Source organism: Thermomonas sp. (genome assembly GCF_019104945.1).
Classification (GTDB): Bacteria; Pseudomonadota; Gammaproteobacteria; order Xanthomonadales; family Xanthomonadaceae; genus Thermomonas.
The window spans coordinates 58784-82445 of record NZ_JAHRWW010000033.1 but is presented as its reverse complement, the minus strand read 5'-3'; the positions used below and the strand labels follow the sequence as shown (position 1 = coordinate 82445).

General features: G+C 58.7%; 21 protein-coding genes and 1 pseudogene. 8 read left to right on the top strand and 14 right to left on the bottom strand.

Translation table 11 applies throughout. The features are described from left to right. Positions 1–204 precede the first annotated feature (204 nt). From KUL77_RS08500 to KUL77_RS08490, 3 genes are read left to right on the top strand one after another with little or no spacing between them, the layout of a single operon-like run. Positions 205–1272: an efflux RND transporter periplasmic adaptor subunit gene (locus KUL77_RS08500; protein WP_297145724.1), complete on the top strand. Its 1068-nt coding sequence runs from the start codon at positions 205–207 to the stop codon at positions 1270–1272. Next, entirely contained in the window at positions 1269–4754 is a 3486-nt protein-coding gene (locus KUL77_RS08495; RefSeq protein WP_297145721.1) for an efflux RND transporter permease subunit, read from the top strand. The genes KUL77_RS08500 and KUL77_RS08495 overlap by 4 nt, the downstream gene beginning before the upstream one ends. Positions 4755–4761: 7 nt before the next feature. Continuing rightward, positions 4762–7836 carry an efflux RND transporter permease subunit gene (locus tag KUL77_RS08490; protein WP_297145718.1) on the top strand — a complete coding sequence of 1025 codons (3075 nt, stop codon included), beginning with the start codon at positions 4762–4764 and terminating at the stop codon, positions 7834–7836. 59 nt (positions 7837–7895) lie between these two features. On the opposite strand, the gene flgL is transcribed toward KUL77_RS08490, so the two are convergent. The 12 genes from flgL to KUL77_RS08430 form a co-directional block, all read right to left on the bottom strand. Then, positions 7896–9116, bottom strand: coding sequence for a flagellar hook-associated protein FlgL (gene flgL / locus KUL77_RS08485; protein ID WP_297145715.1), 1221 nt, complete (start codon positions 9114–9116; stop codon positions 7896–7898). A gap of 18 nt (positions 9117–9134) precedes the next feature. Further along, positions 9135–11021: a flagellar hook-associated protein FlgK gene (gene flgK / locus KUL77_RS08480; RefSeq protein WP_297145713.1), complete on the bottom strand. Its 1887-nt coding sequence runs from the start codon at positions 11019–11021 to the stop codon at positions 9135–9137. Positions 11022–11024: 3 nt separating this feature from the next. Beyond that, entirely contained in the window at positions 11025–11996 is a 972-nt protein-coding gene (gene flgJ / locus KUL77_RS08475) for a flagellar assembly peptidoglycan hydrolase FlgJ (protein WP_297145711.1), read from the bottom strand. A gap of 39 nt (positions 11997–12035) precedes the next feature. Continuing rightward, positions 12036–13142, bottom strand: a complete 1107-nt coding sequence (locus tag KUL77_RS08470) for a flagellar basal body P-ring protein FlgI (RefSeq protein WP_297145708.1) — start codon at positions 13140–13142, stop codon at positions 12036–12038. Positions 13143–13149: 7 nt separating this feature from the next. Continuing rightward, the gene (locus tag KUL77_RS08465) at positions 13150–13866 is read right to left on the bottom strand and encodes a flagellar basal body L-ring protein FlgH (protein ID WP_297145705.1); all 717 of its coding nucleotides are present in this window, start codon (positions 13864–13866) and stop codon (positions 13150–13152) included. A gap of 8 nt (positions 13867–13874) precedes the next feature. Then, positions 13875–14660: a flagellar basal-body rod protein FlgG gene (gene flgG / locus KUL77_RS08460; protein ID WP_297145703.1), complete on the bottom strand. Its 786-nt coding sequence runs from the start codon at positions 14658–14660 to the stop codon at positions 13875–13877. Positions 14661–14692: 32 nt separating this feature from the next. Beyond that, positions 14693–15439 (bottom strand): flagellar basal body rod protein FlgF, encoded by a 747-nt coding sequence (locus KUL77_RS08455; RefSeq protein ID WP_297145700.1) that lies wholly within the window; start codon positions 15437–15439, stop codon positions 14693–14695. Between the two features lie 49 nt (positions 15440–15488). Next, positions 15489–16718, bottom strand: a complete 1230-nt coding sequence (gene flgE, locus KUL77_RS08450; protein WP_297145697.1) for a flagellar hook protein FlgE — start codon at positions 16716–16718, stop codon at positions 15489–15491. Between the two features lie 30 nt (positions 16719–16748). Next, positions 16749–17423, bottom strand: a complete 675-nt coding sequence (locus tag KUL77_RS08445; RefSeq protein WP_297145694.1) for a flagellar hook assembly protein FlgD — start codon at positions 17421–17423, stop codon at positions 16749–16751. Between the two features lie 2 nt (positions 17424–17425). Then, positions 17426–17833 (bottom strand): flagellar basal body rod protein FlgC, encoded by a 408-nt coding sequence (gene flgC, locus KUL77_RS08440; RefSeq protein ID WP_297145691.1) that lies wholly within the window; start codon positions 17831–17833, stop codon positions 17426–17428. Between the two features lie 12 nt (positions 17834–17845). Next, positions 17846–18208 (bottom strand): flagellar basal body rod protein FlgB, encoded by a 363-nt coding sequence (gene flgB / locus KUL77_RS08435; RefSeq protein WP_297145689.1) that lies wholly within the window; start codon positions 18206–18208, stop codon positions 17846–17848. A 119-nt stretch (positions 18209–18327) separates the two neighbouring features. Further along, positions 18328–19254 carry a chemotaxis protein gene (locus KUL77_RS08430; protein ID WP_297145686.1) on the bottom strand — a complete coding sequence of 309 codons (927 nt, stop codon included), beginning with the start codon at positions 19252–19254 and terminating at the stop codon, positions 18328–18330. Positions 19255–19344: 90 nt separating this feature from the next. On the opposite strand from KUL77_RS08430, the gene KUL77_RS08425 reads away from it, so the two are divergent. From KUL77_RS08425 to KUL77_RS08410, 4 genes and pseudogenes are all read left to right on the top strand, one after another. Next, positions 19345–19857 carry a flagella basal body P-ring formation protein FlgA gene (locus KUL77_RS08425; RefSeq protein WP_297145684.1) on the top strand — a complete coding sequence of 171 codons (513 nt, stop codon included), beginning with the start codon at positions 19345–19347 and terminating at the stop codon, positions 19855–19857. 78 nt (positions 19858–19935) lie between these two features. After that, positions 19936–20250, top strand: a complete 315-nt coding sequence (flgM, locus tag KUL77_RS08420) for a flagellar biosynthesis anti-sigma factor FlgM (protein ID WP_297145681.1) — start codon at positions 19936–19938, stop codon at positions 20248–20250. Further along, on the top strand, positions 20247–20582 hold the full coding sequence (locus KUL77_RS08415; RefSeq protein WP_297145679.1) for a flagellar protein FlgN: 336 nt from the start codon (positions 20247–20249) through the stop codon (positions 20580–20582). Before flgM ends, KUL77_RS08415 begins: the two co-directional genes overlap by 4 nt. A 44-nt stretch (positions 20583–20626) precedes the next feature. Further along, positions 20627–21517: pseudogene (locus KUL77_RS08410) on the top strand (ATP-binding protein); the annotation flags it as partial. Here the strand turns inward: KUL77_RS08410 and KUL77_RS08405 are convergent. Then, a complete protein-coding gene (locus KUL77_RS08405; RefSeq protein ID WP_297145676.1) occupies positions 21483–22535 on the bottom strand; it encodes an agmatine deiminase family protein in 1053 nt (350 codons plus the stop codon). The pseudogene KUL77_RS08410 and the gene KUL77_RS08405 overlap by 35 nt on opposite strands. Positions 22536–22616: 81 nt before the next feature. Further along, a complete protein-coding gene (gene ykgO / locus KUL77_RS08400; RefSeq protein ID WP_010342887.1) occupies positions 22617–22742 on the bottom strand; it encodes a type B 50S ribosomal protein L36 in 126 nt (41 codons plus the stop codon). A gap of 133 nt (positions 22743–22875) precedes the next feature. On the opposite strand from ykgO, the gene cmk reads away from it, so the two are divergent. Next, entirely contained in the window at positions 22876–23553 is a 678-nt protein-coding gene (cmk, locus tag KUL77_RS08395; protein WP_297145673.1) for a (d)CMP kinase, read from the top strand. Positions 23554–23662 lie beyond the last annotated feature (109 nt).

The window sequence follows — 23662 nt, the reverse complement described above, 5'->3', positions numbered from 1 at the left end:
ATGGTCTGGTGTGTGGATGCCGGTGTATCGTGTTCGGCATTTGTTCAGGCGCAGTATAGCCATAAAAGATGATTTTGATATAGGTCAAGTTTTGTGAATTTATTTTTTCACTGACCCATGACCTTCGGCGGATAGAACAATTAGCGGTCAGGTGAGATACTTGACTACAACACCAACCTACAACATTCATCTCCCCACATGCACATGACCTATCGCACTGCTTCACGGGCTGGTTTTATTGCGTTGCTTTCATTTGGCCTAGTGGCCTGCAAAATTAGCGGAGCGCCGGGGCCGGGGGGAGATAAGCCCAATCAGGCGGCTGAGGCGATTCCTGTAGAAGTGGCGAAAGCCGCGCAGCGCTCAATTTCAGCCAGCTATGGCGGAACGGCACCGTTAGAGGCACGCGCCGAAGCGCAGGTGGTGGCCAAGACTTCAGGTATCGCGCTGAAGGTGCTGGCCGATGTGGGGCAACACGTGCGCGAAGGGCAAACACTGGTCAGCATCGACCGCGATCGCGCCGTGCTGCAAGAAGCACAGGCCAATGCGCAGCTGCAGAAGCTCGAAGCCAACTACCGTCGCGCCACCCAGCTGGCGGAGCAAAAAATGGTGAGCGCCAACGATTTAGACCAGCTGCGCTTCGACCTAGAAAATGCCCGTGCTCAGTTACGGATGGCCAAGCTAGAGTTGTCCTACGGTAACGTGACCGCGCCCATTTCCGGGGTGGTTGCCACGCGCGACATCAAGCCGGGCAACTTCGTGCAGATCAACTCGCCGATTTTTAGCATCGTGGATATTTCGAAGCTGGAAGCCACGCTCAACGTGCCGGAACGTGAGATCGAAAAATTGAAGCCAGGTCAGTTGGTGCAACTCACCGTGGACGCGCTGCCGGGCAAAACCTTCGAGGGTAAGATTGATCGTGTCTCGCCGGTAGTGGATGCCGGTAGCGGCACGTTCCGCGTGATCAGCGCATTTGACAGTAACGATGTGCTGCAGCCGGGTATGTTTGGTCGCATTCAAATTCGCTATGACCAGCGCGCCGATGCATTGGTGATCCCGCGTAACGCGTTGCTGGAAGATGGCGGCGATCCGGCGGTGTTCGTGATTCGTGCAGGTAAAGCGGCGCGGGTTGCGCTGAAGCTTGGCTACGACGACGGCCCATGGGTGGAAGTGCGCAGTGGCTTGAAAGCAGGCGATCAAGTGGTGGTGGCAGGTAAAGCGGCGCTGCGCGAAGGCAGCTCGGTGAAAGTGTTGGAAGTGGACGCTGCCAAATGAGCCCGAACGACGTGCACGACCCTCTGCATGCACCCAGTGGCGGCTTCAGCTTGGTGGAGTTTGCCACGCGTAGGCGCGTCACCATTGCGATGATGACCGTCACTTTGGTGCTATTTGGTCTCATTGCGCTAGGCAGTTTGAAGGTGAATCTGCTGCCTGATTTAAGCTACCCCACGCTCACCGTGCGCACCGATTACGAAGGGGCCGCGCCTGCGGAAGTTGAAACGCTGATTTCTCAGCCCGCAGAAGAAGCGCTGGGCGTAGTGAAAGGCTTGCGCAAGCTGAAGTCGATTTCGCGCACAGGGCAGTCTGATGTGGTGCTGGAGTTTGCTTGGGGCACCGATATGGACCAGGCCAGCCTCGATGTGCGCGACAAAATGGAGTCGTTGCAATTTCCACTGGAGGCCAAGCCGCCGGTGCTGCTGCGGTTTAACCCGTCCACCCAGCCGATCATCCGGTTGGCGCTTTCTGCAAAAGAAAATAGCCACGGTGATGAAGAAATTCGTCAGCTGATGGAGCTGCGCCGCTACGCGGATGAAGACCTCAAGCGCAAGCTTGAGCCGGTGACCGGTGTGGCGGCGGTGAAAGTCGGCGGCGGTTTAGAGGATGAAGTGCAGGTGGATGTGGATCAGCGCAAGCTCGCACAGCTTGGCCTGACTCTAGAGAACGTGATCCAACGCCTGCAGCAGGAAAACGTCAACGTTTCTGGTGGGCGCTTGGAAGAAGGCTCGCAGCGCTTTCTTGTGCGCACGGTGAACCAGTTTGCGAAGGTGGATGAAATTCGCAATATGCTGCTTACCACACGCGCGGCGGCGGCCAGCAATAGTGGCACCCAGCAGGCGATGCGCGTGGCCGCAGCAAGCGGCAACGCCAGCGTGATGGCGGCGCTGGCACAGTCGGGGGGTAGCAGTAGCGCGTCGGCGGGCGGCGGCCAAGCGCTGCGCCTTAAAGACGTGGCTGAAGTGCGGCAAGGGTATAAAGAGCGCGAGACCATTATTCGCCTCAATGGCCGCGAAGCGGTGGAACTGGCGGTGTATAAGGAAGGCGATGCCAATACCGTGGCTACCGCCGACGCACTGGAGGCTAAGCTCAAGGATATTCGCGAACATCTGCCGCGCGGCGTTGAGCTAACGACCATCGAAGACCAATCGGTATTCATCCGTAATGCCATTCATGATGTGAAAGTGGATGGCGTGATTGGCGGCATCTTGTCGATCTTGATCATCTTCCTGTTTCTGCGCGATGGCTGGAGCACCTTCGTCATCAGCCTGTCGCTGCCGGTGTCGATCATCGCCACGTTCTTCTTCATGGGGCAGCTTGACCTGTCTTTGAACGTGATGTCGCTAGGCGGCTTGGCGCTGGCCACAGGTCTTGTGGTGGATGACTCTATCGTGGTGCTCGAGTCCATTGCCAAAGCGCGTGAGCGCGGGTTAGGTATCTTGGAAGCGGCGATTGCCGGCACGCGGGAAGTGAGCATGGCGGTGGTGGCTTCAACACTCACCACGATTGCAGTGTTCTTGCCGCTGGTCTTTGTGCAGGGGATTGCCGGGCAGTTGTTCCGTGACCAAGCGCTGACCGTGGCGATTGCCATTGCGGTATCGCTGGTGGTGGCGATGACCTTAATTCCCATGCTGAGTGCACTGAAAGGTCGTGCGCCGATGGGCTTCCCAGAAGAAGCCGCGCACCCGCAGTGGCAGGCGCAAAAGACCTGGCAGAAACCTGCGATGTATGCCGGGCGTGGTGTTGCTGGGCTGTTTCAGTATGGGTTCTTTGGCATCGTGTGGGCGGTTGTGCGGCTGTGGCGCGGCATTGGTGCGGTGGTTGGCCCATTGATGCGCAAAGCCAGCGATATGGCGATGGCCCCTTACGCCCGCGCTGAACATGCCTATCTACGGATCTTGCCGCGTGCCTTGGCACGCCCTGCACCTATTTTGCTGGTGGCAGGCGCTGCGTTTGCAGCCACGCTGGCGGTGCTGCCGTTGCTGGGTACCGATTTGATCCCACAGTTGGCGCAAGACCGCTTCGATATGACGGCCAAGCTACCACCGGGTACGCCCTTGGCGAAGACCGATGCGTTGATTAAACAAGTGCAGGCGCAGCATGCCAAAGATGCGGGTGTGCGTGTGCTGTATGGCGTCTCTGGTGCCGGCACACGCCTAGATGCCAGCCCCACCGAGAGCGGTGAAAACATCGGCAAGCTGTCGGTGGTGATGCAAAGTAATGATGCGGAAGGCCCGCTTACCGACGCGCTGCGTAAAACCATGGCGCAGCATCCCGGTGTGCAGGTAGATTTTGCGCGCCCAGAATTGTTCTCGTTGTCGCCGCCGCTAGAAATTGAGGTGGAAGGACAAGACCTAGAAACAATCCGCACAGCGGGCAACAAACTCGCCAAGATGCTGCGTGCCAATGCGCACTATGCCGATGTGAAATCGACGGTGGAGCAGGGCTTTCCTGAAATTCAGATCGTATTCGACCAAGACCGCGCCGCGGCGCTGGGGCTTACCACGCGGCAAGTTGCGGACGCGGTGGTGAAAAAGGTCAATGGCGAAGTGGCCACACGCTATAGCTTCCGCGACCGTAAGATCGACGTTCTGGTGCGCGCGCAGGAATCTGACCGCGCTTCGGTGGAAGACATTCGCCATCTCATCATTGGCACTGCAAAAGGCACACCGATTGAACTTGATGCCGTGGCGCAGGTGATTGCCACCACCGGACCAAGTGAGATTCATCGTGCGGATCACCACCGCGTGGCGATTGTGTCGGCTAACCTGCGCGATATCGACCTTGGCGCCGCCATTCGCGAGGTTGAGGCGATGGTGGCTGAAAATCCGCTTGGAGTGGATATTGGGATGGAGATCGGTGGGCAGGGGCAGGAGCTAAATGAGTCGATCCGCTCGCTCGTATTTGCATTTAGCCTCGCGGTGTTTTTGGTGTATTTGGTGATGGCCTCGCAGTTTGAATCACTGCTGCATCCCTTCGTGATCTTGTTCACCATTCCACTGGCACTGGTGGGCGCGGTTGCCGCACTCACACTCACAGGTTCGCCTATTTCGGTGGTGGTGTTTATCGGTTTGATCTTGCTGGTGGGGTTGGTGGTGAAAAACGCCATTATCTTGATCGACAAGGTCAACCAGCTGCGCGAAGAGGGCGTGGCCAAGCGCGAGGCGCTGGTTGAAGGTGCGCGTTCGCGCTTGCGCCCAATCATGATGACGACACTATGCGCGGTGTTCGGCTTCCTGCCGCTGGCCTTGGCCGTTGGTGATGGTGCCGAAGTGCGCAGCCCCATGGCCATTACGGTGATTGGCGGTCTTTTGGTATCGACTCTGCTGACGCTGTTAGTGATCCCGGTGGTGTATGACCTATTGGACCGCAAACCCGACGAGTTTTATGCCGAACGTGGTCGGCGCGCACGTAAAGATGCTGCCGCAGTTGCTGATGTGCTTTCGCACGAACACGATTCCTTAGGTGGTACGGCAGGGTGATGCACGGATGAATATCACTGAACTTTCCATCCGTCGCCCCGTCACTACCATCATGCTGTTTGTGTCGATGGTGGTGATTGGCCTGATCGCGGCGTTTCGCCTGCCGTTAGAGTCGCAGCCCGAAGCGTCGGCGCCGTTCTTCTTTGTGCAGCTGCCTTATGTGGGGTCAACACCGGAAGAGGTTGAGCGCAACTTAGTGCGGCCTGTGGAGGAAGCACTGGCAACGATGTCGGGCATTAAATCGCTCAATGCCAATGCCAGTGCCGATAGTGGCGGTGTGTTTGTGGAGTTCGCCGATTGGGGGCGCGATATCGCAGTAGCGGCCTCTGAGGCGCGTGAACGTATTGATGCCATCCGTGACCAGCTTCCCGATGACTTCAAACGCTATTTCGTGCGCCGCTGGAATACGGGGGACGAAGAGGCGATGAGCCTGCGCCTAACGAGTAAAGATGATCTTACTGCGCGTGCTGAACTCATCGATCAGAGCATCAAGCGACGTTTAGAGCGCTTGCCAGGCGTGGCGCGAATTGAAGTAGAGGGCGTGCCGAAGCAGGAAGTGGTTGTTGCCATTGACCCTGACCGCCTCACCGCCAATGGCGTGGTGCTCAACGAACTGGTGAGCCGCTTGCAGGCCGCAAACTTTTCGGTATCAGGTGGGCAGATCACCGATGATGGTCGCCGTTTGCGGATCCAGCCGAAGGGCGAAATGACCACGCTTGAGCAGCTACGCGATCTACCAATCAATGCGCGCGGCACGAAGCTGGGTGATATTGCCGATGTCGCCATGCAGGCGCAGCGCATGAATTATGTGCGGCAGGTGGATGGACGCCCCAGCGTGGGTGTGGATATTTACAAAGAGCGCGCCGCCAACTTGGTGGATCTATCGCGCGCGGTGCGTGCGGAGTTAGAAGTGCTTCGGCGTGAGCCCGCAATGGCGGGGATTTCGATCGATGTGCATGAGGACCAAGGCGAACAGGTCACTAGTTCGCTGATGGCGTTGGCGGAAGCAGGGCTGATTGGTCTGCTGTTGTCAGTCGTCGTGCTGTATCTGTTTTTGCGCCACTGGCCGTCCACGCTGATGGTGACGCTGGCTATTCCGATTTGTTTCGTGATGACGCTAGGCTTCATGTACTTTGCGGGCATTTCGCTCAATATCTTGTCGATGATGGGCCTGCTGCTGGCGGTGGGGATGCTGGTGGATAACGCCGTGGTGGTGGTAGAAAGCATTTACCAAGAGCGTGAAAAATACCCCAGCCAGCCGCGGCTTGCGTCGATCGTGGGTACACGCCATGTCGCGATTGCGCTGTCGGCGGGGACGCTATGCCACTGCATCGTATTTTTGCCCATGATGTTTGGTGGGAAAAATATGCTGACCATTTATTTGACCCAGCTCGCGGTGACGATTTCGGTATCGCTGCTGGCCTCTTGGTTGGTGGCGGTGAGCCTGATCCCGATGCTGTCGGCCAAGATGCAAACGCCACCGGCGGTGAAGTCGCCGCTGATTACGCGCCTGCAAGATCGCTATGCCCGCGTGCTGCGCTGGACGCTTTTGAACCGTGGTTGGAGCGTGGCAGGGATCGTGCTGATTAGCGCGCTGAGCTTCATTCCAATTCATTTCTCCAAAGGCGATTCAGGCAACGAAGAAGACCCGACCCAGGTGGGTATCTTCTACCAATGGCAGGGCTCTTACACCAAAGAGCAAATGGGGCAGGTGGTGGCAGAGGTTGAAAAATACCTCGATACGAACCGCAAGAAGTTTGCAATTAAACAAATTTATTCGCGCTATGCCGAGCAAGGCTGGGCGATGACACGTGCCGAGCTAGATGTGAAAGATGCTAAGCAGGCGAAAAAAATCAGTGATGAAATTCGCGAGGGTCTGCCGAAGTCGGCGCGTGCCAATATCGGGATGGGGCGACAAGGTGGGATGGGCGGAAGTGATCAAAGCATCTCATTTAGCCTCACCGGCGATTCCACCCAAGTGCTGAAGGAATTGGCGGACGACGTGCTGCCGATCTTGGCGAAAGGTAAAGCGTTGCGTGATGTGCGCGTGGACTTGGGTGATGCTAATAGTGAGTTGAAAGTACGTGTGAACCGCGAGCGTGCGGCGAGCTACGGCTTCAATGCCCAGCAGGTGGCGCAGTTTGTGGGGCTGGCTCTGCGCGGTTCGAATTTGCGTGAGTTTCAGCGCGGTGAAGTTGAGATTCCGGTAAGTGTGCGCTTCAAGGACGCAGACCACTACGGGCCTGAAGAGTTGCAGTCGTTTACCGTGCGCGCTCCGGACGGGCGCAGCGTGCCGCTGCTGGCGATGGTTGATGTAAGCATGGAGCCGTCGGCGCGCGGAATTCAGCGCATGAACCGGCAGACGATGTTGAAAGTGCAGGCCAGCCTAGTATCCGGTGCCACGATGGAGGAGGCCAAGAAAGAGATCGAAAGCACGCTGAAGGCTATCGATTTCCCGCCCGGCTATGGCTACACCTTCCAAGGTGGTGGCTTTGGCATGAATATCGATATGAACCAGCAGATGCTGCGCAATATCGTTATTGCTCTGGTGCTGATGTTTATCGTGATGGCCTCTGTGTTTGAGTCGCTGCTGTTTCCTCTGGCGATCATGAGTTGCGTGGCGTTTTCCATTTTTGGCGTGTATTGGGCGCTGTGGATCACTGGAACCGAATTCAACATCATGGCGTTCATTGGCATTTTGGTGCTGATGGGCGTGGTGGTGAATAATGGCATCGTGATGATCGAGCACATCAATAACTTGCGCCGCCGAGGGCTGCCGCGGATCGATGCGCTGGTGGAAGGCAGTCGCGAGCGCCTGCGCCCCATCATGATGACGATGGGCACCGCGATTTTGGCGATGATTCCGATCGCGCTTTCCACCACCCAAGTGGGGGGGGAAGGTCCGCCGTACTACCCAATGGCGCGCGCGATTGCCGGTGGCTTGGCGTTCTCTACCGTGGTCACGCTGCTATTTTTGCCCACGATTTATGCACTCCTAGATGACCTGCGTGCAGGGGTAGGGCGCTCGATTGCACGGGCGCGGATGACACGCGCGCAGCGCAAGGCATTGGCTGCGCACTAAGCAAAGTAAAACGCCGGGCATGACCCGGCGTTTTGCAAGTAACAGATGGCGATGGCTGTTTAGAGCTTATTGAATAGCGACATTCCGAACATCTGCACGCTGACTTTTTGCGCCGCTTCCAGCGAAAGCATCTGCATATTGAGCTGGCTGATGGCGTCGGCGTAATCGGTATCACGCAGCGCGGATAGCGTTTCGGTCATGCTGATCGATTGTTTGCTGCGTTCGTCAGAGGTTACATCCAAGTTCGACATGCGCGCACCAACACCCGTGCGCATATTCAGTAGATGATCCTGCGCCGTTGCAATATCGGCCAGCCCGCTGCCTATCGCGTTAATGCGTAGGGCGTTGTCGGCGCTGCTGTTGCCGGGGTGCAGCAGCGCGTCTTCAAGAAGCTGGAGCGTTTTGAAGACGTCTTGGTTGGGCGCGCGTTCAATGGTGAACTGGTCGCCTGCGGCTGGCTGGCCGGTAATTTTGAATTCGACACCAAGGCCCGCAGCCGCTGGAGGAATGGTGTCGCCATTGGTCCAAGTGCCGGCCACTGCCGGGGAAAGCGGGTTGCCTGCGCTGTCTAAAATTTCATACGCATTGGCCGCAGTAAAATTAACCGTGTAGGTATTATTGCCCCAGGTGGCGGTATTGGTGACTAGGGCGCTACTCAATACGCCTGAGCCGGTATTCGCTGCACTGACTGTGCCGCGTGAGTAGCCGTCGCCGGTACGCACACGCAGGAATACCGCGCTGCCGGAGTCGCCGTCTTGCACGAAGACATCGGGCGAGATTTCCACGTTATTGCGCCCATCGTCGCCGTGGTAGGTGATGTTGCCATTGTTGTCGGTAAACGGGGTTACGCCATCGCTGCTGCCTGCAAACAGCTTGCGGCCATTGCCGTCGTCGCGGTTGGCGATGTCGATCAGGTTTTGCCGAATTTGGTTGATCTCGTTGGCAATAATTTTACGGTCGCTATCGCTCATTCCGCCTTTATTGGCTTCAATAGCCAGCTCGCGCGCACGGGTGAGGTTGTCATTGGCATCACCCAAGGCGCCTTCTTCCATGCGCAGACGGTGATCAACGCGGTCGGAATCTTTGCCAAACTGCACCAGCGATGCTTGCAGATGGTCTAATTTTTGTGCGGTGGCCATGCCAACGGGATCGTCTTTGGCTTGGTTCAAGCGAATGCCACTGCTGATTTGTTGGCGCAGCTGCGCGATTTTGGATTGGGTACTGAGCATATTGCCCATCCCCATGCGGTACATTCCTTGTGTTGAGAGGCGTAGCGTCATGACAATCTCCTCCGAACCTTAGTTTCGCACCGCGTTCATAAGCGACTGGAACATCGTGTCGGCCACGGAAATGATTTGTGTGGCGGCTTGATAAGCCTGCTGGTAGCGCAGCATTTCGGTGGCTTCTTCGTCCAAATTAACCCCAGAAACCGATTCGCGTTCGGCGGTAATTTGATCGTCGATGGCTTTTTGGGCGTCCAGATTGAGCTGGGCATTGCGTGCATCGCTGCCCACCCGTGAGGTGAGCTGGGTCATTGCTGAGGTCACGCTGAGGCGGCCACCATTCAGTACAGACTGACCATCAACGTTGGCCAGTAGCGCTGCATTGCTATTGTCCGACGAACGCGGCGGCGTGCGGCTGAGGTTGATTTCATCGCCTGCGGCAGGCGTGCCATCTAATACCAGCGACCAGCCGTTGCCACTGATGGTATCGCCCGGCGTGTAGGTGACTGGGGTGCCACCATCGAGGCTATAGGTGGTAGCGTCAAGAAAAACGATATTGGCGCCGGTAAACGAGGCAAATTGCGTAGGGTCAGTAATTTGCGTCGTGCCGCCTTTGATGCTGCCAAGATTGCCTGCATCAAGGCCTACGCGCATCGGTGCGGCGGCGGCGATCTGCTCAGGGTCGGTGATCGCTACTTTCAAACTGGACGAAGCATCGGCAGTGGGGCGTAGCAGGAAGCTGTCGCCGCTGCCGGCGCTGCCAGAAACAACGACCGATACGCCGTCAATGACCAGCGGGTCACCTGCAGTGCCGGTGCCGGTCATGTTGACGGCGGCACCGGTGTCGGCGCGGGTGGCGCTCCAGTTCGTGCCATCGTATTTCAGTAGCACATTATTGCCGGTCAGCGCGCCAACGTCGCTTACGCTGGCGCTCAGCGTGGCGCTGCCGGTGTTGCTACTGGGTGCATTGATTTGCGGCGGGCTAATCGAGAAAAAATCGCTGCCCGCGTTACCGGCGTAGTCAACGCCGCCGCGCTGCACCGCATTGAACGTGTGGGCAAAGGCGGTGGCCATTCGGCCCAATTCGGCGCGCGTGGATTCGACCGTATTATTGCGAAACTCCATCAGACCACCAATTTCGCCGGTAATTGCGTCGGCTTGAAGCGGCGTGGTGGTGCCGTTGGGGTTCTTCAGCGAGATCTGCATGCGGTTGGCTTGCAAAGGGTCAGAGGTCAATGCCATCGGCATGCCCTTGATCCCCACCACCAATGGCTGGCCGTTGCTGGCGACGACGTTCAGCATGCCACCGTCTTGTGGTTGCGCGCGTGCGCCGGTGAGCTTGGCGAGCTCGGTCACGCGTAGGTCGCGCTGGTCTAGCAGGTCTGGGGAAGCGTTTGCACCGCCCGAGGTTGAAATGGTGCGGTTGAGCTCGGCAATTTGGTTGATCAGCTGGTTCGCAGTGTCCACCTGACCCTGCAGGCGCGCACCTGCGTCTTGGTCGATTTGCGATAGCTGCCGGTCGAGACTCTGCCAGCGTGCGGCCAGCTGTTGGCCACTGGATAGCAGTTCGTTACGCGCCGCGTTGGAAGTAGGGTCGGAAGAAACCCCCTTCGCTGCATTAAAAAAGTTCGACCACGTTTTTGACAGCCCGGTATTGGGGTCGGACATCAATTTGTCCACCCGCGAAGTGAGATCCGAAATCTGGGTGAGCCGCCCCATTTCCCCGGCGCTATCGTTTTGCCGCCCGAATACGAGACTGTCGGCAAGCCGACGCAGGTTGTTAGCGTCAACACCTTGGCCGAGGTTCAAAAATTCGGGTGTTCCTGGGCGTGCGGTGAACTCTACGCGTTGGCGCGAGTAGCCGGGCGTGTTGACGTTAGCGACGTTGTGGCTAATGGTGGATAGCGCACGCTGAAATGCGAGAAGGGCCGAGGCACCTGTGCCAAACATACCGACTGCCATAAATTAACCCTCCAGTCCTTGTAACGCGCGCCGCAGCGTGGGGCCACCTGCAATGGCGGCGATCTTGTCAGCATACGACGGATCGGTGGCATAACCAGCCCGTTGCAGCGCATTTGCGAAACGGTGCACATCATTGCCGCCTTGGCGAGCCGCAGCATAGCGCGGCTGCTGTAACAGCTTCGTGTAATCGGCAAAGCTGTCGGCGGTATTGTTGTAGCTACGAAAAGCGGCTTTTGCGCTGATACGTTGGCCGTTGACGTATTCGTGCGTGGCCGAAGTGACGTGGTTGCCCTGCCAACTGCCGCCCGCCTTGATGCCGAACAGATTATGCGAGGTGGCTTTGCCGTCTTGTCCGGCCAAGCGCCGCCCCCAGCCGGTTTCCAGCGCGGCTTGAGCAACAAGGGCTTTGGCGGGAACACCGAGTTCGGCGGCGGCTTTTTGCGCGTGCGGCCAAACCGAACGCGCGAAGGCTTCCGGGCTGCTGCAATCAAGTGGGGCGTTTTCATCGCAGGTTTGCTGCGCCGCTGCCAGCATAGGCGGACGGATGGCCTGTAATGAGGTGCCGCTGCTCGCAGGGGTGAGGGTCAGCGCACTGCCACGCAGACCCGCAGGAAGCGGCAGGCCCGAAGGCGTATCAGCCGCGGGCAGCGTCATGGGAGCCCCCACGGGGCGTAGCGGTAGCGGCGTGGTGCCGGCCTCTGGTGTGGTGGAAGCGGTGCCGCTGAGTTGGCGGATGATCATGGGCTGCAGGCCCAAGCCGCGGCCCTTGGTCAGCTCTTTGGCGAGCTGTTGGTCGTACATCTCGCGGTAGGTGGAGTTGCCACCCATCGGGTCGCCTGGTGTGGTGCTGCGCATGTTTTTGATCAGCATCTGCGCGAACTGGCTTTCCAGCCCACGTGCAGCTTCTTCAATACGCGAACGCTCCGGCGTTTGTGAACGCTGGAGCGGGAAGGCGGTGGCGGCAGGTAATCGCATAACCATAAAGCTATTCAAGCAAATGTTGTGCCATGGGCATTAGATCACCTCAAGCTCGGCGCGCAGCGCGCCAGCGTGCTTAAGGGCTTCAAGAATCGCAACGATATCGCCCGGTGCCGCACCAACCGCGTTAATGGCGCGGACGATTTCTTCCAGCGAAGTGCCGCCCTGCAACAGCACCATATGGCTGCCTTCGCTGCTGGCAGTTACCGTTGATTGCGGCACGGCGACGGTTTGGCCGCCGGTGGATAGCGCGCCCGGCTGGCTGACTTGGGTCGCCTCGCTGATATTGACGGTGAGCGAGCCGTGCGCAACCGCAGCAGGCAGTACAGTGACTTGCCCGCCCATAACAACGGTGCCAGAACGGGAGTTCACAATCACTTTTGCCGCCGCTGCGCCGGGATCGACGTCGAGGGCTTCAAGGGCGGCCAAGAAGGAGATGCGGTCACCCGGCGGTGGGTTGATTTCAATAGTAACGCCATCTAGCGCCTGCGCGCGGCCGCTGCCAAAGGTGCGGTTAACTGCAGAAACAATACGCGAGGCGGTGGTGAAGTCGGCTTCACGCAAGTTGAGTGTGACAACGCCTGCATTGGCCGAAGCCGGGGCCGCGCGCTCAACAATAGCCCCTGAAGGAATGTTGCCGCCATTGGGGGCATTGACCGATATTTTGGAGCCATCGCGGCCGGAGGCGCCAAAGCCGCTCACGATCAAGTTGCCCTGTGCAATGGCGTACACCTGCCCGTCGGCGCCTTTGAGCTGGGTCATCAGCAGGCTGCCGCCACGTAGCGAACCGGCGTTACCAATCGAGGAAACCGTGATGTCGATTTGCTGCCCCGGCTTGGCGAAGGCGGGCAGTTCGGCATGTACCGCCACGGCGGCCACGTTTTTCAGCTGCGGGTTCACACCCGGTGGCAGCGTAGCGCCCAACTGCTCCAGCATGGTTTTCAGGCTTTGCACGGTGAATGGTGTTTGGCTGGTGCGGTCACCACTGCCGTCAAGGCCCACCACGAGACCGTAGCCAATCAGCGGGTTGCCACGCACACCAGCGACTTGCGCCAAATCTTTGACACGCTCGGCCTGCGCCGTTGGTGCGAGCAGCAACGTGCAGAGCAGGGCAGCGATGGCGGTGAAAGTACGGTTCATCATGCTTATCTCAATACGGGTAGAGCGCAGAGTTGAAGAAACGGCTCAGCCAGCCCATGGCATTGGAGCGTGCCAATGTGCCGCGGCCGCCATAGACGATGCGCGCATCGGCCACGCGATCCGACGTTACCCGGTTGTCCGCAGTAATATCGGCACGGCGTACGATTCCTTGAATTTGCACCAATTCATCACCTTGGTTGAGGCGAATCTGCTTATCGCCGCGCACCAGTAAATTGCCGTTGCCTAGATCTTGCACCACGCGCACGGTGAGTTGCCCGACCAGTTTGTTGCTTTGCGCGCTATTGCCATCGCCAGCGAAGGTACGCCCGCCTTCCAAGGAGGCCCCAAGCCCCGGTACAGCCGCGCCGCCCAGTGTTGGGATGCCAAAATCCAGCCCACTCTTTTTATTGACGGCGGTTTTGGATTGGGTGGTGGCCGTGGTGCTTTCCACCAAGGCGATGGTGAGCAGGTCGCCAACATCACTGGCTTTGTTGTCTTGAAACAGGCTCATGCCACGCCCGCTGCGGGCGCCGTAGATCGAGCCTCCACCATCGCCGCTGGCCAATGCGGCAACCGGAAGCGGGCCAGACGGGGCGATGACATTCGGAACAACGGGCTCTTCGAACGGGCGCACGTCGCCGGATAGGCGATTGACCGTGGCGCAAGCGCTTAGGCCGCATACGGCGATAGCAAAAACAAAAAGGTGACGAAACAGCGGGGCGCTCATGATGGGCCTCAGACGTTGTTGTTGAGGTAGGCCAGCATTTGGTCCGTGGTGGAAATGGCTTTGGCGTTGGTTTCGTAGGCGCGCGGGGTCTCGATCATCGACACCAGCTCTTCCACGACGTTGACGTTGGAGGCTTCTAAATACCCTTGAATCACCCGCCCCAAGCCGCCGGTGCCTGGCGTCCCGGTTTGTGCGGGGCCGCTGGCGCCGGTTTCGGCAAACAGGTTTTCACCTAGAGCCTGCAGACCTGCTGGGTTAACGAAATCGGCCAAGGTGAGCGCGCCGATCTGCACCGGCGCCACTTGTCCGGCCAGTTGTGCACTAATCGTACCGTCACCGGCAATAGTGAGACTTTGTGTGCCTTCTGGAATTTGAATGCCGGGCTGCACCGCGTAGCCTTCGTTGGTGACCAACTCACCCTGTGCATTGATCTGAAAACTACCGTCACGGCTGTAGGCCGGGCTGCCATCGGGCAGCAATACTTCGTAAAAGCCACGGCCATTCACCGCCACGTCCAGTGCATTGCCAGTTTGGTTCAAGGTGCCTTGCATGAACTGCTTGGCGGTCGCGGCAACGCGCACGCCGGTACCAATCTGCAGGCCCGTAGGGAGCTGGGTTTGCTCGGAGGTGGCACCGCCGGGCTGGCGGAAGGTTTGGTACATCAAATCTTCGAAGGCGGCGCGATCGCGCTTGAAACCCGAGGTATTGACGTTGGCGAGGTTGTTGGAGATCACCGACATCTTGGTCTGCTGGGCATCCAGACCAGTCTTGGCGATCCATAGGGCTTGAGTCATGGCAGCAGTCCTCTAAAACGTTATGCGTGGCGTTAGCTCAGTGACACCATCGAATTGGTGGCGCGGGCGTTCTCATCCACCTTCTGCAAGATCTGTACCTGCGTTTCAAATTGGCGCGCCAGTTCGATCATCCGCACCAGTGCGTCGGCAGGCTTAACGTTGCTGTCTTCCAGTGCGCCAGAGGTCAGTGCTTGGTCGGTGGCAGGGGCAGGGGTCGTGCCGGGGCGCGGGCGCATCAAACCGTCTTCACCGCGCACCATATCGGTGGTTTTTGCGGCAATTAGCTGCAGCTTTCCGGCCTCTGTAAGCGTGGAGGGCGGCTGCCCCAAGGGAACGATGGAGATCGTGCCGTCGCCGCCTATATCCAGTGCTTGGTTGTCGGGAACGGTGACCGGAGCACCGTCGGCGCCCAAGACCATTTGCCCGCGTGAGGTCATCAACAGGCCGTTGGGGTTGCGCTGCAGATCACCGCTGCGCGTATAGGCCACACCGCCCGCACTGTCTTGCACGGCCAACCAGCGATCTGGGCGCAGGGCAATGTCCAGCGGGTTGCCGGTGTTGTGAATCGTGCCGATGCTGGAATCGGTGCCGAGCGTGCGCGACTCGGTAGCTACCCGCGAGGCCAAGCCAGGCCCGGCCACCGGGTATGCAACGGTCGCTTCTAACGCAGCTTGAAAGCCTGCTGTGCTGGTGTTGGCAAGATTGTTGGCGACCGTGGCCTGCCCGCGCAGCATGGCGCTGGCCCCGGTCATGGCTACGTAAAGCGCGCGGTCGGTCATTTCGAGCTCCTTGCGCCCTCACCAATCGGAGGGCGCTTCGTGGCGTGCATCAACGCATGTTGATGACGGTTTGCATGATCTGGTCTTGCGTCGAGATCATCTGCGAGTTGGCTTGGAAGTTGCGCTGCGCGCTGATCATGTTTACCAGCTGCGAGGTCAAATCCACGTTCGACACTTCCAGCGCGCCGCCTTGGATCATGCCGAAGTCTGACGTACCGGCCTGCCCGCGCAGCGGCTGACCCGACTTGTAGGTTTCCGCCCAAGCGTTATTGCCAATGGGCTGCAAGCCTTGGGTGTTGGGGAAGTTGGTCATCGCGATCTGCCCAAGCGGGTTGACCGTGCCGTTGGTATAACGTGCCGAGACCACGCCCTCGTCGGAAATTTCAACACCAATAATGCGGCCGGTGGCATAACCATTTTGCGACAGCGTGTTGACGACGAACTTACTGCCGTATTGGGTTGAACCGGAGACATCCAAGTTGACATTGATGGCCGCCGCGCCATTGGTGGGCGTGAACGGATCCAAAGTCACTGTGGACGGCGGAGCTGGGGTGGTCAGCGTGCCCGAACCGTCGAATTGCAGAGTAGTTGGGGTGCCGCCGGGGTTGACGGCGGTGCCGTCGATATACGTATTCATCTGCCACTCGTTCGGGTTGGCAGTTTTAACGTAGTACATGGTTTGGGTGTGTACGCCGCCGAGCGAATCATAAATTTCAGCCGACGTCATGAAGTTGTAAGAGCCCGAGTTATTCGGATCGAACGGAGACACGAGGGGCGCGGTTGCGCCGGCAGGTAGCGTGGTTTGCACCTTGGCCGAGGTGGTGGCCGAAGGCGGCGAATCGCCGTTGGGCAGCTGCAGGTCGGTGAGGCGGCCAATATCGAAACCACCGGCGGCATTGGGCGGAAACACTTGCAGGCGCTGGTTGGAGGGGTTGATCACATAACCGTTTTGATCGGCCTGAAAGTTGCCCGCGCGGGAATAGACGATACTGCCGCCGCTGGCCATGGTGAAAAATCCTTGGCCGGCAATCGCGATGTCCAGCGAACGGCCGGTGAAGTCGATATTGCCTTGGCTGAACTGCTGCGCCACCGCCGAAAGGCGCGCACCGGCACCGATCGCATTTTGCGAAATACCGTAGCCGGACACCGCAAACATATCGGCGAACTCGGCGCGCGAGGATTTGAAGCCGACGGTGTTGACGTTGGCGATATTGTGGGAGGTCACTTCCAGATCGGAACTGGCGGCATTCATGCCGGTGACGGAGATTCGAAAGCTCATGGTGCGCTCCTGTGGAAACGGGGGGTGTGGTTAGCTGATGCGACGGATGGTGGAAAGGGCGTGACTGCCTAGTCCTGCGATGTTGAGGACAAGACCTTGGGGCTCGATAGAGACGCTTTCGACGCGCGAAATCAGCCGTACCGAGAGTGCTTCGCCTTTCGCGTCGCTGCCGGTAGTGGCACGAAAGGAATAACTGCCTGCGGGTGCGGTATCGCCGTTGCCGGTCTTGCCGTCCCATTGGAATGCCAATGGCCCGCTAGCGTCGGCTTCCAGCGCCATCTTGTGGACGACATTGCCCTTTGCATCGAGCACCTCCACCTGTACAGGGCCTGCCTTTGAGGCGGTAATCTCACCTTTGACCCCCGCACCTGCGGCGAGGGTGACTTTTTCGGCCGCGATCTGCACGTCACGACCTACCAACGCTGCAGCGCGCAGTGACTGATCACTTTCCATCACACTGGCCATTGCGCCCATTGCTTCTTGCATTTTTTCAATGCCCTGCACAGTAGAAAATTGCGCCAGCTGGGCAAGGAAATCGGCCCCTTGCACCGGGTTGAGTGGGTCCTGATTCTTCATCTGCTCGGTCATCATGCGCAGAAAGTCAGTTTTGTCGGTGGTGTTCTTGGACTGAGGACTGGAATTACTCCCCATGTATTTCGAATACCAAGCATCGGATGAAGAAGTGGCGGAGGTGACGGTACTCATCGTTAACGGCCCATATTTAAGGTGGCAACGGCCAATTCCTTGGCGCTGTTGAAGACTTCGACATTGGCTTGGTAGCTGCGCGAGGCGGAAATCATGTCCACCATTTGCGCCACCGGGTCGATTTCGGGAGCAAAGACGTAGCCTTGCTCGTTGGCGGATGGATTGCCGGGGTCATAGCGGCGGGTGGGGGCCGCGGTGCTTTCTTGCACCTCAGCCACCCGCACCCCAGCAAGCTCAGGCTTGCTGGGAATGGTTTCGGTTTGGAACAGCGGCATCTTGGCGCGGTACGCCCCTTCTGCTGTCCCGGCAATGGTGTTCGCATTGGCTAGGTTGCTGGCAACGGTACTCAGGCGCACCGACTGTGCCTGCATTGCGGAGCCTGCTACGTCAAAAATAGGGAGATTGCTCATTTAGAAGGCTCCTTATTCGCCGGTAATCGCGGTTAGCATGGTGCGCACCTTGGATTCCACAAACGACATGGAGGCGCGGTATTCAAGCGCCGCTTGCGCGAACGTGGCCTGCTCGCGCTGGGTATCCACCGTGTTGCCGTCGAGGCTGGCTTGCAGCGCCGGGCGCTGATAGGTGGCCCCACTGGCTGCAGCGCCAATGGCATCGCTGGTTTCGCTGCCACCAGGCATGAGCGCCGCTTGCAGCGCGGCGCTGAAATCGAGGTCACGGGCCTGATAGCCAGGGGTATCGGCGTTGGCCAAATTGGAGGCAAGTAGCTGCAGCCGCTGCTCACGCAGGGCTAGGGCGGTGCCATGGATGCCTAGAAAATCGCTCATGCTCCCCTCTCAATGAGGTTCTGTGCATGGCTATCAGCAAAATTTGTGCCAACCGTTGTGTGGTGAGCCTTTCCGGGCGAAATGCGTGGTGATTGAGCGCTGCGCTGAAATTTTCGGGCTTAAGTTTTTTGCGAAGCCGCCGTTACCCGCTGCTTGATCCGTTCTGCCAGCTCATGTTGCGAGTATTTCGGCACAAAATCGTCGGCACCGACCCGTTCAACCATGGCGTGATTGAAAACACCTGAAAGTGAGGTGTGCAGCAGCACATAGAGGTCTTTGAGCGCGGGGTCGCGTCGAATTTCCGACGTTAGCGTGTAGCCGTCCATCGACGGCATCTCAATATCGGAGATCACCATCGCGTAGCGGTCGGTTGGTTTCACCCCAGTGGCGGCCAGCTGCTTGAGGTGGTCAAGCGCCTGCCGCCCGTCCGAGAGCTGGGTGCAGGTGAGGCCGAGCTGGTCCAGCACAAAGCGAATCTGGTTGCGCGCCACACGCGAGTCGTCCACAACCAGTACCTCGCGGTTACCCACGTTCATGATAGGGGTGATCGAGGCAATCGCAGCGGGCGGTGGCAGTGCTTCGGCCAGTACGCTTTCCACGTCCACCAGTTGAATGAGTTCGTCGTGATAGCGCGTGACGCCGGTGAGGTAGTGCGGGTCGTTGCCGAGGTCTGGCGGCGGAATCACATCTTCAACGGCGATATTGACGATGCGATCGACCATCGACACTAAAAAGCCTTGAACGGTGCGGTTGAACTCGGTCACCACAAGGTAGTTGGGCTGCTCATCCACCGGCTGGCCGATGGCCCTAGCCAAATCCAGCACCGGGACGCTGCGGCCGCGAATGTCGGCAGCCCCTAAAAAGCTGCTGGGGAGCTGCGGCATGGTGAACAGCTGCGGGCGCAGCAGCACTTCCTGCACCTTAAAAACATTGACGCCAAAAATCTGACGCCCACCCAAGCGAAACAGCAGCAACGCCAGTCGATTATGCCCGGCGAGGCGGATACGTTGGTCAATTCGGTCCAGCAGTTGGTTGCGCGATGACATAGTCAGAGTTTTCGGCAGGGGCGGCCAGAGCTTGAGTGTGGCATGACTTTTGCTGCATTGGGAGCAGATTGCATCACGAATGAGATCTTTATGCGTGTTTTCACACTTCTGCTGCCCTGCGTACTGCTGCTCTCAGTGGGCGCTGCGCGTGCGCAAGAGGCGGCTCAGTCCTTGCAAGCGGTGCGTGATGCAGCGCTGGCTGTGATTCAGGCCGGACCGGGCGCACAGGCCACCTTGGTGCCGGGATTGCGTCTAAAAGCTTGTAAACAGCCTCTGGCCGCCACGGCAGCGGGGCCACAGTTGGCCGATGTGCGCTGCCCGGACGTGCCGGGATGGCGGCTGTACGTGCCGGTACGCCCGGCCGACACTTCAGTAGGCGGCGGAACTCGTGGTAACGTAGCGAGTGTGGATTCAGAAATCTTAGTGCGGCGCGGTGACCCTGTTGTTTTACGCGCGGCGTTTGGGGCTTCTGAGGTGCGCATGGGCGGTCGCGCGCTGGGGCAGGCGCGCGCTGGGGGCATTGTTAATGTGGAAAATGACAGCTCACACCGCATTATTCGCGGACGTTTGGCGCCCGACGGGACGGTCGAGGTGATCAATTGAAGGTTTTTTCATTTTTCCCTAAAGTTACCCCAGTATCGGCCGTTACTGAGTTCGAACACCCCTTAGGAGCACCGCGTCATGAGTACTAAAATCGATGGAGGCTTGTCGGCTAAGCCAGTCGAGACGCCGCTCGTAAAGGAAGCCAACCAAGCGCGCTCGGGCGCAGTGGCCCGTGATGCCGACGTACAGAAAACCCCGCCGGTCGATAGCCTGCGTTTAACCGGGGAAGCTGTGGGCATCAAGGCCATGGCAAAAGATATGGCGTCGTCGAACAAGGTTGATATGGCGCGGGTGAAAGAGCTGCGCAGTGCAATCGAGTCCGGCACCTATCAAGTGAATCCGCAGGATATCGCGAACCGTCTGCTTGCTTTGGAACGTCAGCTGCTGCGATGAGCCAGGATGTGCACCCGTTGGATGCATTGGAGTCGGCCCTGAAGGCCGAGCGTCAGGCGTTGTTGGAACACGATATTGAAGGCCTGTTGCAATCGACGCAGGCCAAGTTAGAAGCGCTGGCAGAGGCGGAGCAGGTGGCTAAAGCCAGCGACTCGACGCGGATCGAAGCGCTCTATGAGCTTAACCGCGCAAATGCCGTGCTGTTGTCGCGGCGCCGCCGCGAAGTGGCGTGGACGCTGCGCCATTTGGGGCGTACCGAAACCAGCGCCACCTACGACGGTACTGGCTACGCCGGTGCGCAGGCGCAATCCCGGCTGCTAGGAAGCGTCTAAGCGTTGGCGGGCTGCGCGTGACTCGTTCAGGACGTAGCGCCAATCAGTTGCAATATGAAGAACTGCAGCGCGCCGGGCAGCGTTTAGCGACGGCGCAAGAGCAGCTGTTGCAGTCGGAAAAAATGGCGTCCATCGGCCAGCTGGCGGCAGGTGTGGCGCATGAGATCAATAACCCTATTGGCTACGTTGGCTCCAACCTCGGCACGCTGCAAGATTACGGCACAGTGCTGCTTGGTCTGATCGAAAAATACCACGAAGCCCTATTTTCAGACGATCCAATCGCACAGCGCGAAAGCCTCTTGCGCATGCGCAAGCAGATGGATGTGGAGTACATCATCGGGGATTTGCCAAACCTACTGCGCGAATCGCGCGAAGGGATCGAGCGGGTCGTTAAAATTGTGCAAGACCTGAAAGATTTTTCCCGCGTGGGCAGGGAGCAGAAGATGCAGCCCGCGGACTTGCTGCATGGTTTAGATTCCACGCTCAATATCGTATGGAATGAGCTGAAATATAAAGTGCGGTTGGAAAAACACTACAACCCACTGCCGCAGGTGGAGTGTCTTGCATCGGAGATCAATCAGGTCTTTATGAATTTACTGCTCAATGCCGGGCAGGCGATTGAAACCCACGGCACTATCGAGCTATCCAGCGGTTGTAGCGATAGCGAAGTGTGGGTGAATGTGACCGATAACGGCTGCGGTATTCCAGCCGATGCACTGCCCCATCTTTTTGACCCGTTCTTTACCACCAAGCCCATCGGGCGCGGCACTGGGCTTGGGCTGGCCATTTCCCACAGTATTGTGAATAAGCACCACGGACGAATTGATGTAAAGAGCCGCGTGGGGCAGGGCAGCACGTTTCAAGTCGTGCTGCCCATTCGTCAGCCAAATCTGGAGCAGGCTAGCCCAGCAGCCCCGCCGGAAGCTGCATCGTAATGCAGTGCAGGCTGCCGTTCTGCCAGATCAGTGGGCGGCAGGGGATTTGGATAATTTCGCGGCCCGGATAGGCAAGCGCTAATACGTTGGCTGCAGCATTGTCGGCGGCGTCACCATAGGCGGGCATCAGTACCGCACCATTAAGGATGAGGTAGTTGGCGTAAGACGCCGCGAGTCTGCGCCCTTCATCCACAATAGGCTGCGCCCACGGCAGCGGAAATTGCCGATAAGGCTGGCCACCTAGGGTGCGTAGCGCCGCGATGTCAGCCGCCATCGCCTGTAGCTCGGTGAAGTGCGCATCTGCAGCGTCATCACAGGCCTGATAGACGATGGCCTCATTCGGTGCGAAGCGGGCGAGGGTGTCGATATGGGCGTCGGTGTCGTCACCTTCTAAATAACCGTGATCGAGCCACAGCACGCGCTTTTGCTGGAGCCATGCGGCGAGCTGAGCGCTAAGTTCTTCGCGGCTGAGGTGAGGGTGACGTTCGTGCAGGCAGATCCACGTGGTGAGCAAGCTGCCCTTGCCATCGGTCTCGATGCCGCCACCTTCTAAGGCGAAGTCGATGCGCTGACGCGAGGCATTGGGAAACAGGCCGCGTGCTGCAAGTTTTTCTACGAGTTGGTCGTCGAGGCTGGCCTCAAATTTTCCACCCCACGCGGTGAAGTGAAAGTCGAGCAGGCCAAACGGCTGCGAAGCATCAGCGCTCTCTGCAGGCACGAGTGTGACCGGGCCGCTATCGCGCAGCCAGGTGTCGTTGTAGGCCACCCGTTCGAAACGAATGCGCTCAAGCGATGCGCTGCTGACGGCGAGTAGCTCACGCGCGCGCGCTTCCACCTCGGCATCGGCCACGCAGATGATCAGCGGCTGAAAGCGGGTGATGGCTGCAGCAAGTTCGGTATAGGTGGTTTCGACGGCGGCAAGGCGCTTCGCCCAATCGGTTCCGGCGTGCGGCCAAGCGATGAGGATGGCGGATTGCGGCTCCCATTCGGCGGGGAAGCGCAGCGTTTGCGTGGTCATAGTGTTGAGATACTCAAGAGTTCAATACGCAAAAGGCCGCCCAGAGGCGGCCTTTTTGGCATGCAGCCAACGCGCTGTTGCTTAGCGCTGACGCGCTTTGAAACGCGGGTTGGACTTGCAGATCACGAAGACCTTGCCACGACGGCGAACCACCTTGCAGTCGCGGTGACGGGCCTTCGCCGACTTCAGGGAGGACAGGACCTTCATGATGAAACCTCGGCAAATGGATGGGAAGAAATACGAAGCCGCACATTCTAGCGTGCAATTGATCGCTAGATCAATGGGTTGCCGGAAATAAAATTCACTGCGTGAAATTGATAGGCCGCGTCATAATACCTGGATGACTTCCATTCTTGCTCCTGTACTTACAATTGATGGCCCTTCCGGTTCAGGGAAGGGGACGATTAGCCGCATCGTGGCCGCGCGCCTGGGCTGGCATTATTTAGATTCCGGCGCGTTATACCGGGCTATTGGTATCGCGGCGGGTTGGTCGGATGTGGATTTATCGGATGCTTCGGCGCTGGTGCGCTGCACGTTTGATACCGATATTGGCTTCCGCGACGACGCAGCAGGTGAGCCACGCGTCATTGTGAATGGTGTGGACGCAACCGATGAGCTGCGCACCGAAACCGCAGGGGCGGCGGCTTCGGCTATTGCAGCAATTCCAGAGGTGCGGACGGCGCTAAAAGACCGGCAGCGCGCGTTTCGGCAATTGCCTGGCCTTGTGGCGGATGGTCGCGATATGGGGACGGTCATCTTTCCCGATGCGGCGCATAAGGTGTTTTTGACCGCCAGCGCCGATGAGCGCGCACAGAGGCGCTATAAACAGTTGAAAGACAAAGGGGTTTCGGTCACAATGGACGGTCTGCTACGAGAGATTCTCGCTCGTGACGCCCGCGATGCGAATCGCGCGGTAGCGCCGCTGCGGCCAGCCCTTGAGGCTGTGCACATCGACACTACCGGGCTTTCCATTGAAACGGTCGTGGCGCGGGTGCTGGGTGTTGTGTCCGGTACTTGACGCGCGTTGATGTCGTTGCAGATAGGTGCCGCAGGTATTGCATATATCGGCGGCTTAATTCATTCACTCACACATGGCCAAGCGCATTCTGCGTAAACGCCAGACCCAA

Excerpts from the sequence above, each read along its gene's own strand:
- flgG (WP_297145703.1), bottom strand. The coding sequence starts at position 14,660 with ATGACTCAAGCCCTATGGATCGCCAAGACTGGTCTGGATGCCCAGCAG.
- ykgO (WP_010342887.1), bottom strand. The coding sequence starts at position 22,742 with ATGAAGGTCCTGTCCTCCCTGAAGTCGGCGAAGGCCCGTCACCGCGAC.
- KUL77_RS08415 (WP_297145679.1), top strand. The coding sequence starts at position 20,247 with ATGAGCCAGGATGTGCACCCGTTGGATGCATTGGAGTCGGCCCTGAAG.
- KUL77_RS08455 (WP_297145700.1), bottom strand. The coding sequence starts at position 15,439 with ATGACCGACCGCGCGCTTTACGTAGCCATGACCGGGGCCAGCGCCATG.
- flgE (WP_297145697.1), bottom strand. The coding sequence starts at position 16,718 with ATGAGCTTTCGAATCTCCGTCACCGGCATGAATGCCGCCAGTTCCGAT.
- KUL77_RS08500 (WP_297145724.1), top strand. The coding sequence starts at position 205 with ATGACCTATCGCACTGCTTCACGGGCTGGTTTTATTGCGTTGCTTTCA.
- KUL77_RS08405 (WP_297145676.1), bottom strand. The coding sequence starts at position 22,535 with ATGACCACGCAAACGCTGCGCTTCCCCGCCGAATGGGAGCCGCAATCC.
- KUL77_RS08445 (WP_297145694.1), bottom strand. The coding sequence starts at position 17,423 with ATGAGTACCGTCACCTCCGCCACTTCTTCATCCGATGCTTGGTATTCG.
- KUL77_RS08495 (WP_297145721.1), top strand. The coding sequence starts at position 1,269 with ATGAGCCCGAACGACGTGCACGACCCTCTGCATGCACCCAGTGGCGGC.
- flgK (WP_297145713.1), bottom strand. The coding sequence starts at position 11,021 with ATGGCAGTCGGTATGTTTGGCACAGGTGCCTCGGCCCTTCTCGCATTT.
- flgC (WP_297145691.1), bottom strand. The coding sequence starts at position 17,833 with ATGAGCAATCTCCCTATTTTTGACGTAGCAGGCTCCGCAATGCAGGCA.
- KUL77_RS08430 (WP_297145686.1), bottom strand. The coding sequence starts at position 19,254 with ATGTCATCGCGCAACCAACTGCTGGACCGAATTGACCAACGTATCCGC.
- cmk (WP_297145673.1), top strand. The coding sequence starts at position 22,876 with ATGACTTCCATTCTTGCTCCTGTACTTACAATTGATGGCCCTTCCGGT.
- KUL77_RS08465 (WP_297145705.1), bottom strand. The coding sequence starts at position 13,866 with ATGAGCGCCCCGCTGTTTCGTCACCTTTTTGTTTTTGCTATCGCCGTA.
- flgB (WP_297145689.1), bottom strand. The coding sequence starts at position 18,208 with ATGAGCGATTTTCTAGGCATCCATGGCACCGCCCTAGCCCTGCGTGAG.
- KUL77_RS08490 (WP_297145718.1), top strand. The coding sequence starts at position 4,762 with ATGAATATCACTGAACTTTCCATCCGTCGCCCCGTCACTACCATCATG.
- flgL (WP_297145715.1), bottom strand. The coding sequence starts at position 9,116 with ATGACGCTACGCCTCTCAACACAAGGAATGTACCGCATGGGGATGGGC.
- KUL77_RS08425 (WP_297145684.1), top strand. The coding sequence starts at position 19,345 with ATGCGTGTTTTCACACTTCTGCTGCCCTGCGTACTGCTGCTCTCAGTG.
- flgM (WP_297145681.1), top strand. The coding sequence starts at position 19,936 with ATGAGTACTAAAATCGATGGAGGCTTGTCGGCTAAGCCAGTCGAGACG.
- flgJ (WP_297145711.1), bottom strand. The coding sequence starts at position 11,996 with ATGCGATTACCTGCCGCCACCGCCTTCCCGCTCCAGCGTTCACAAACG.
- KUL77_RS08470 (WP_297145708.1), bottom strand. The coding sequence starts at position 13,142 with ATGATGAACCGTACTTTCACCGCCATCGCTGCCCTGCTCTGCACGTTG.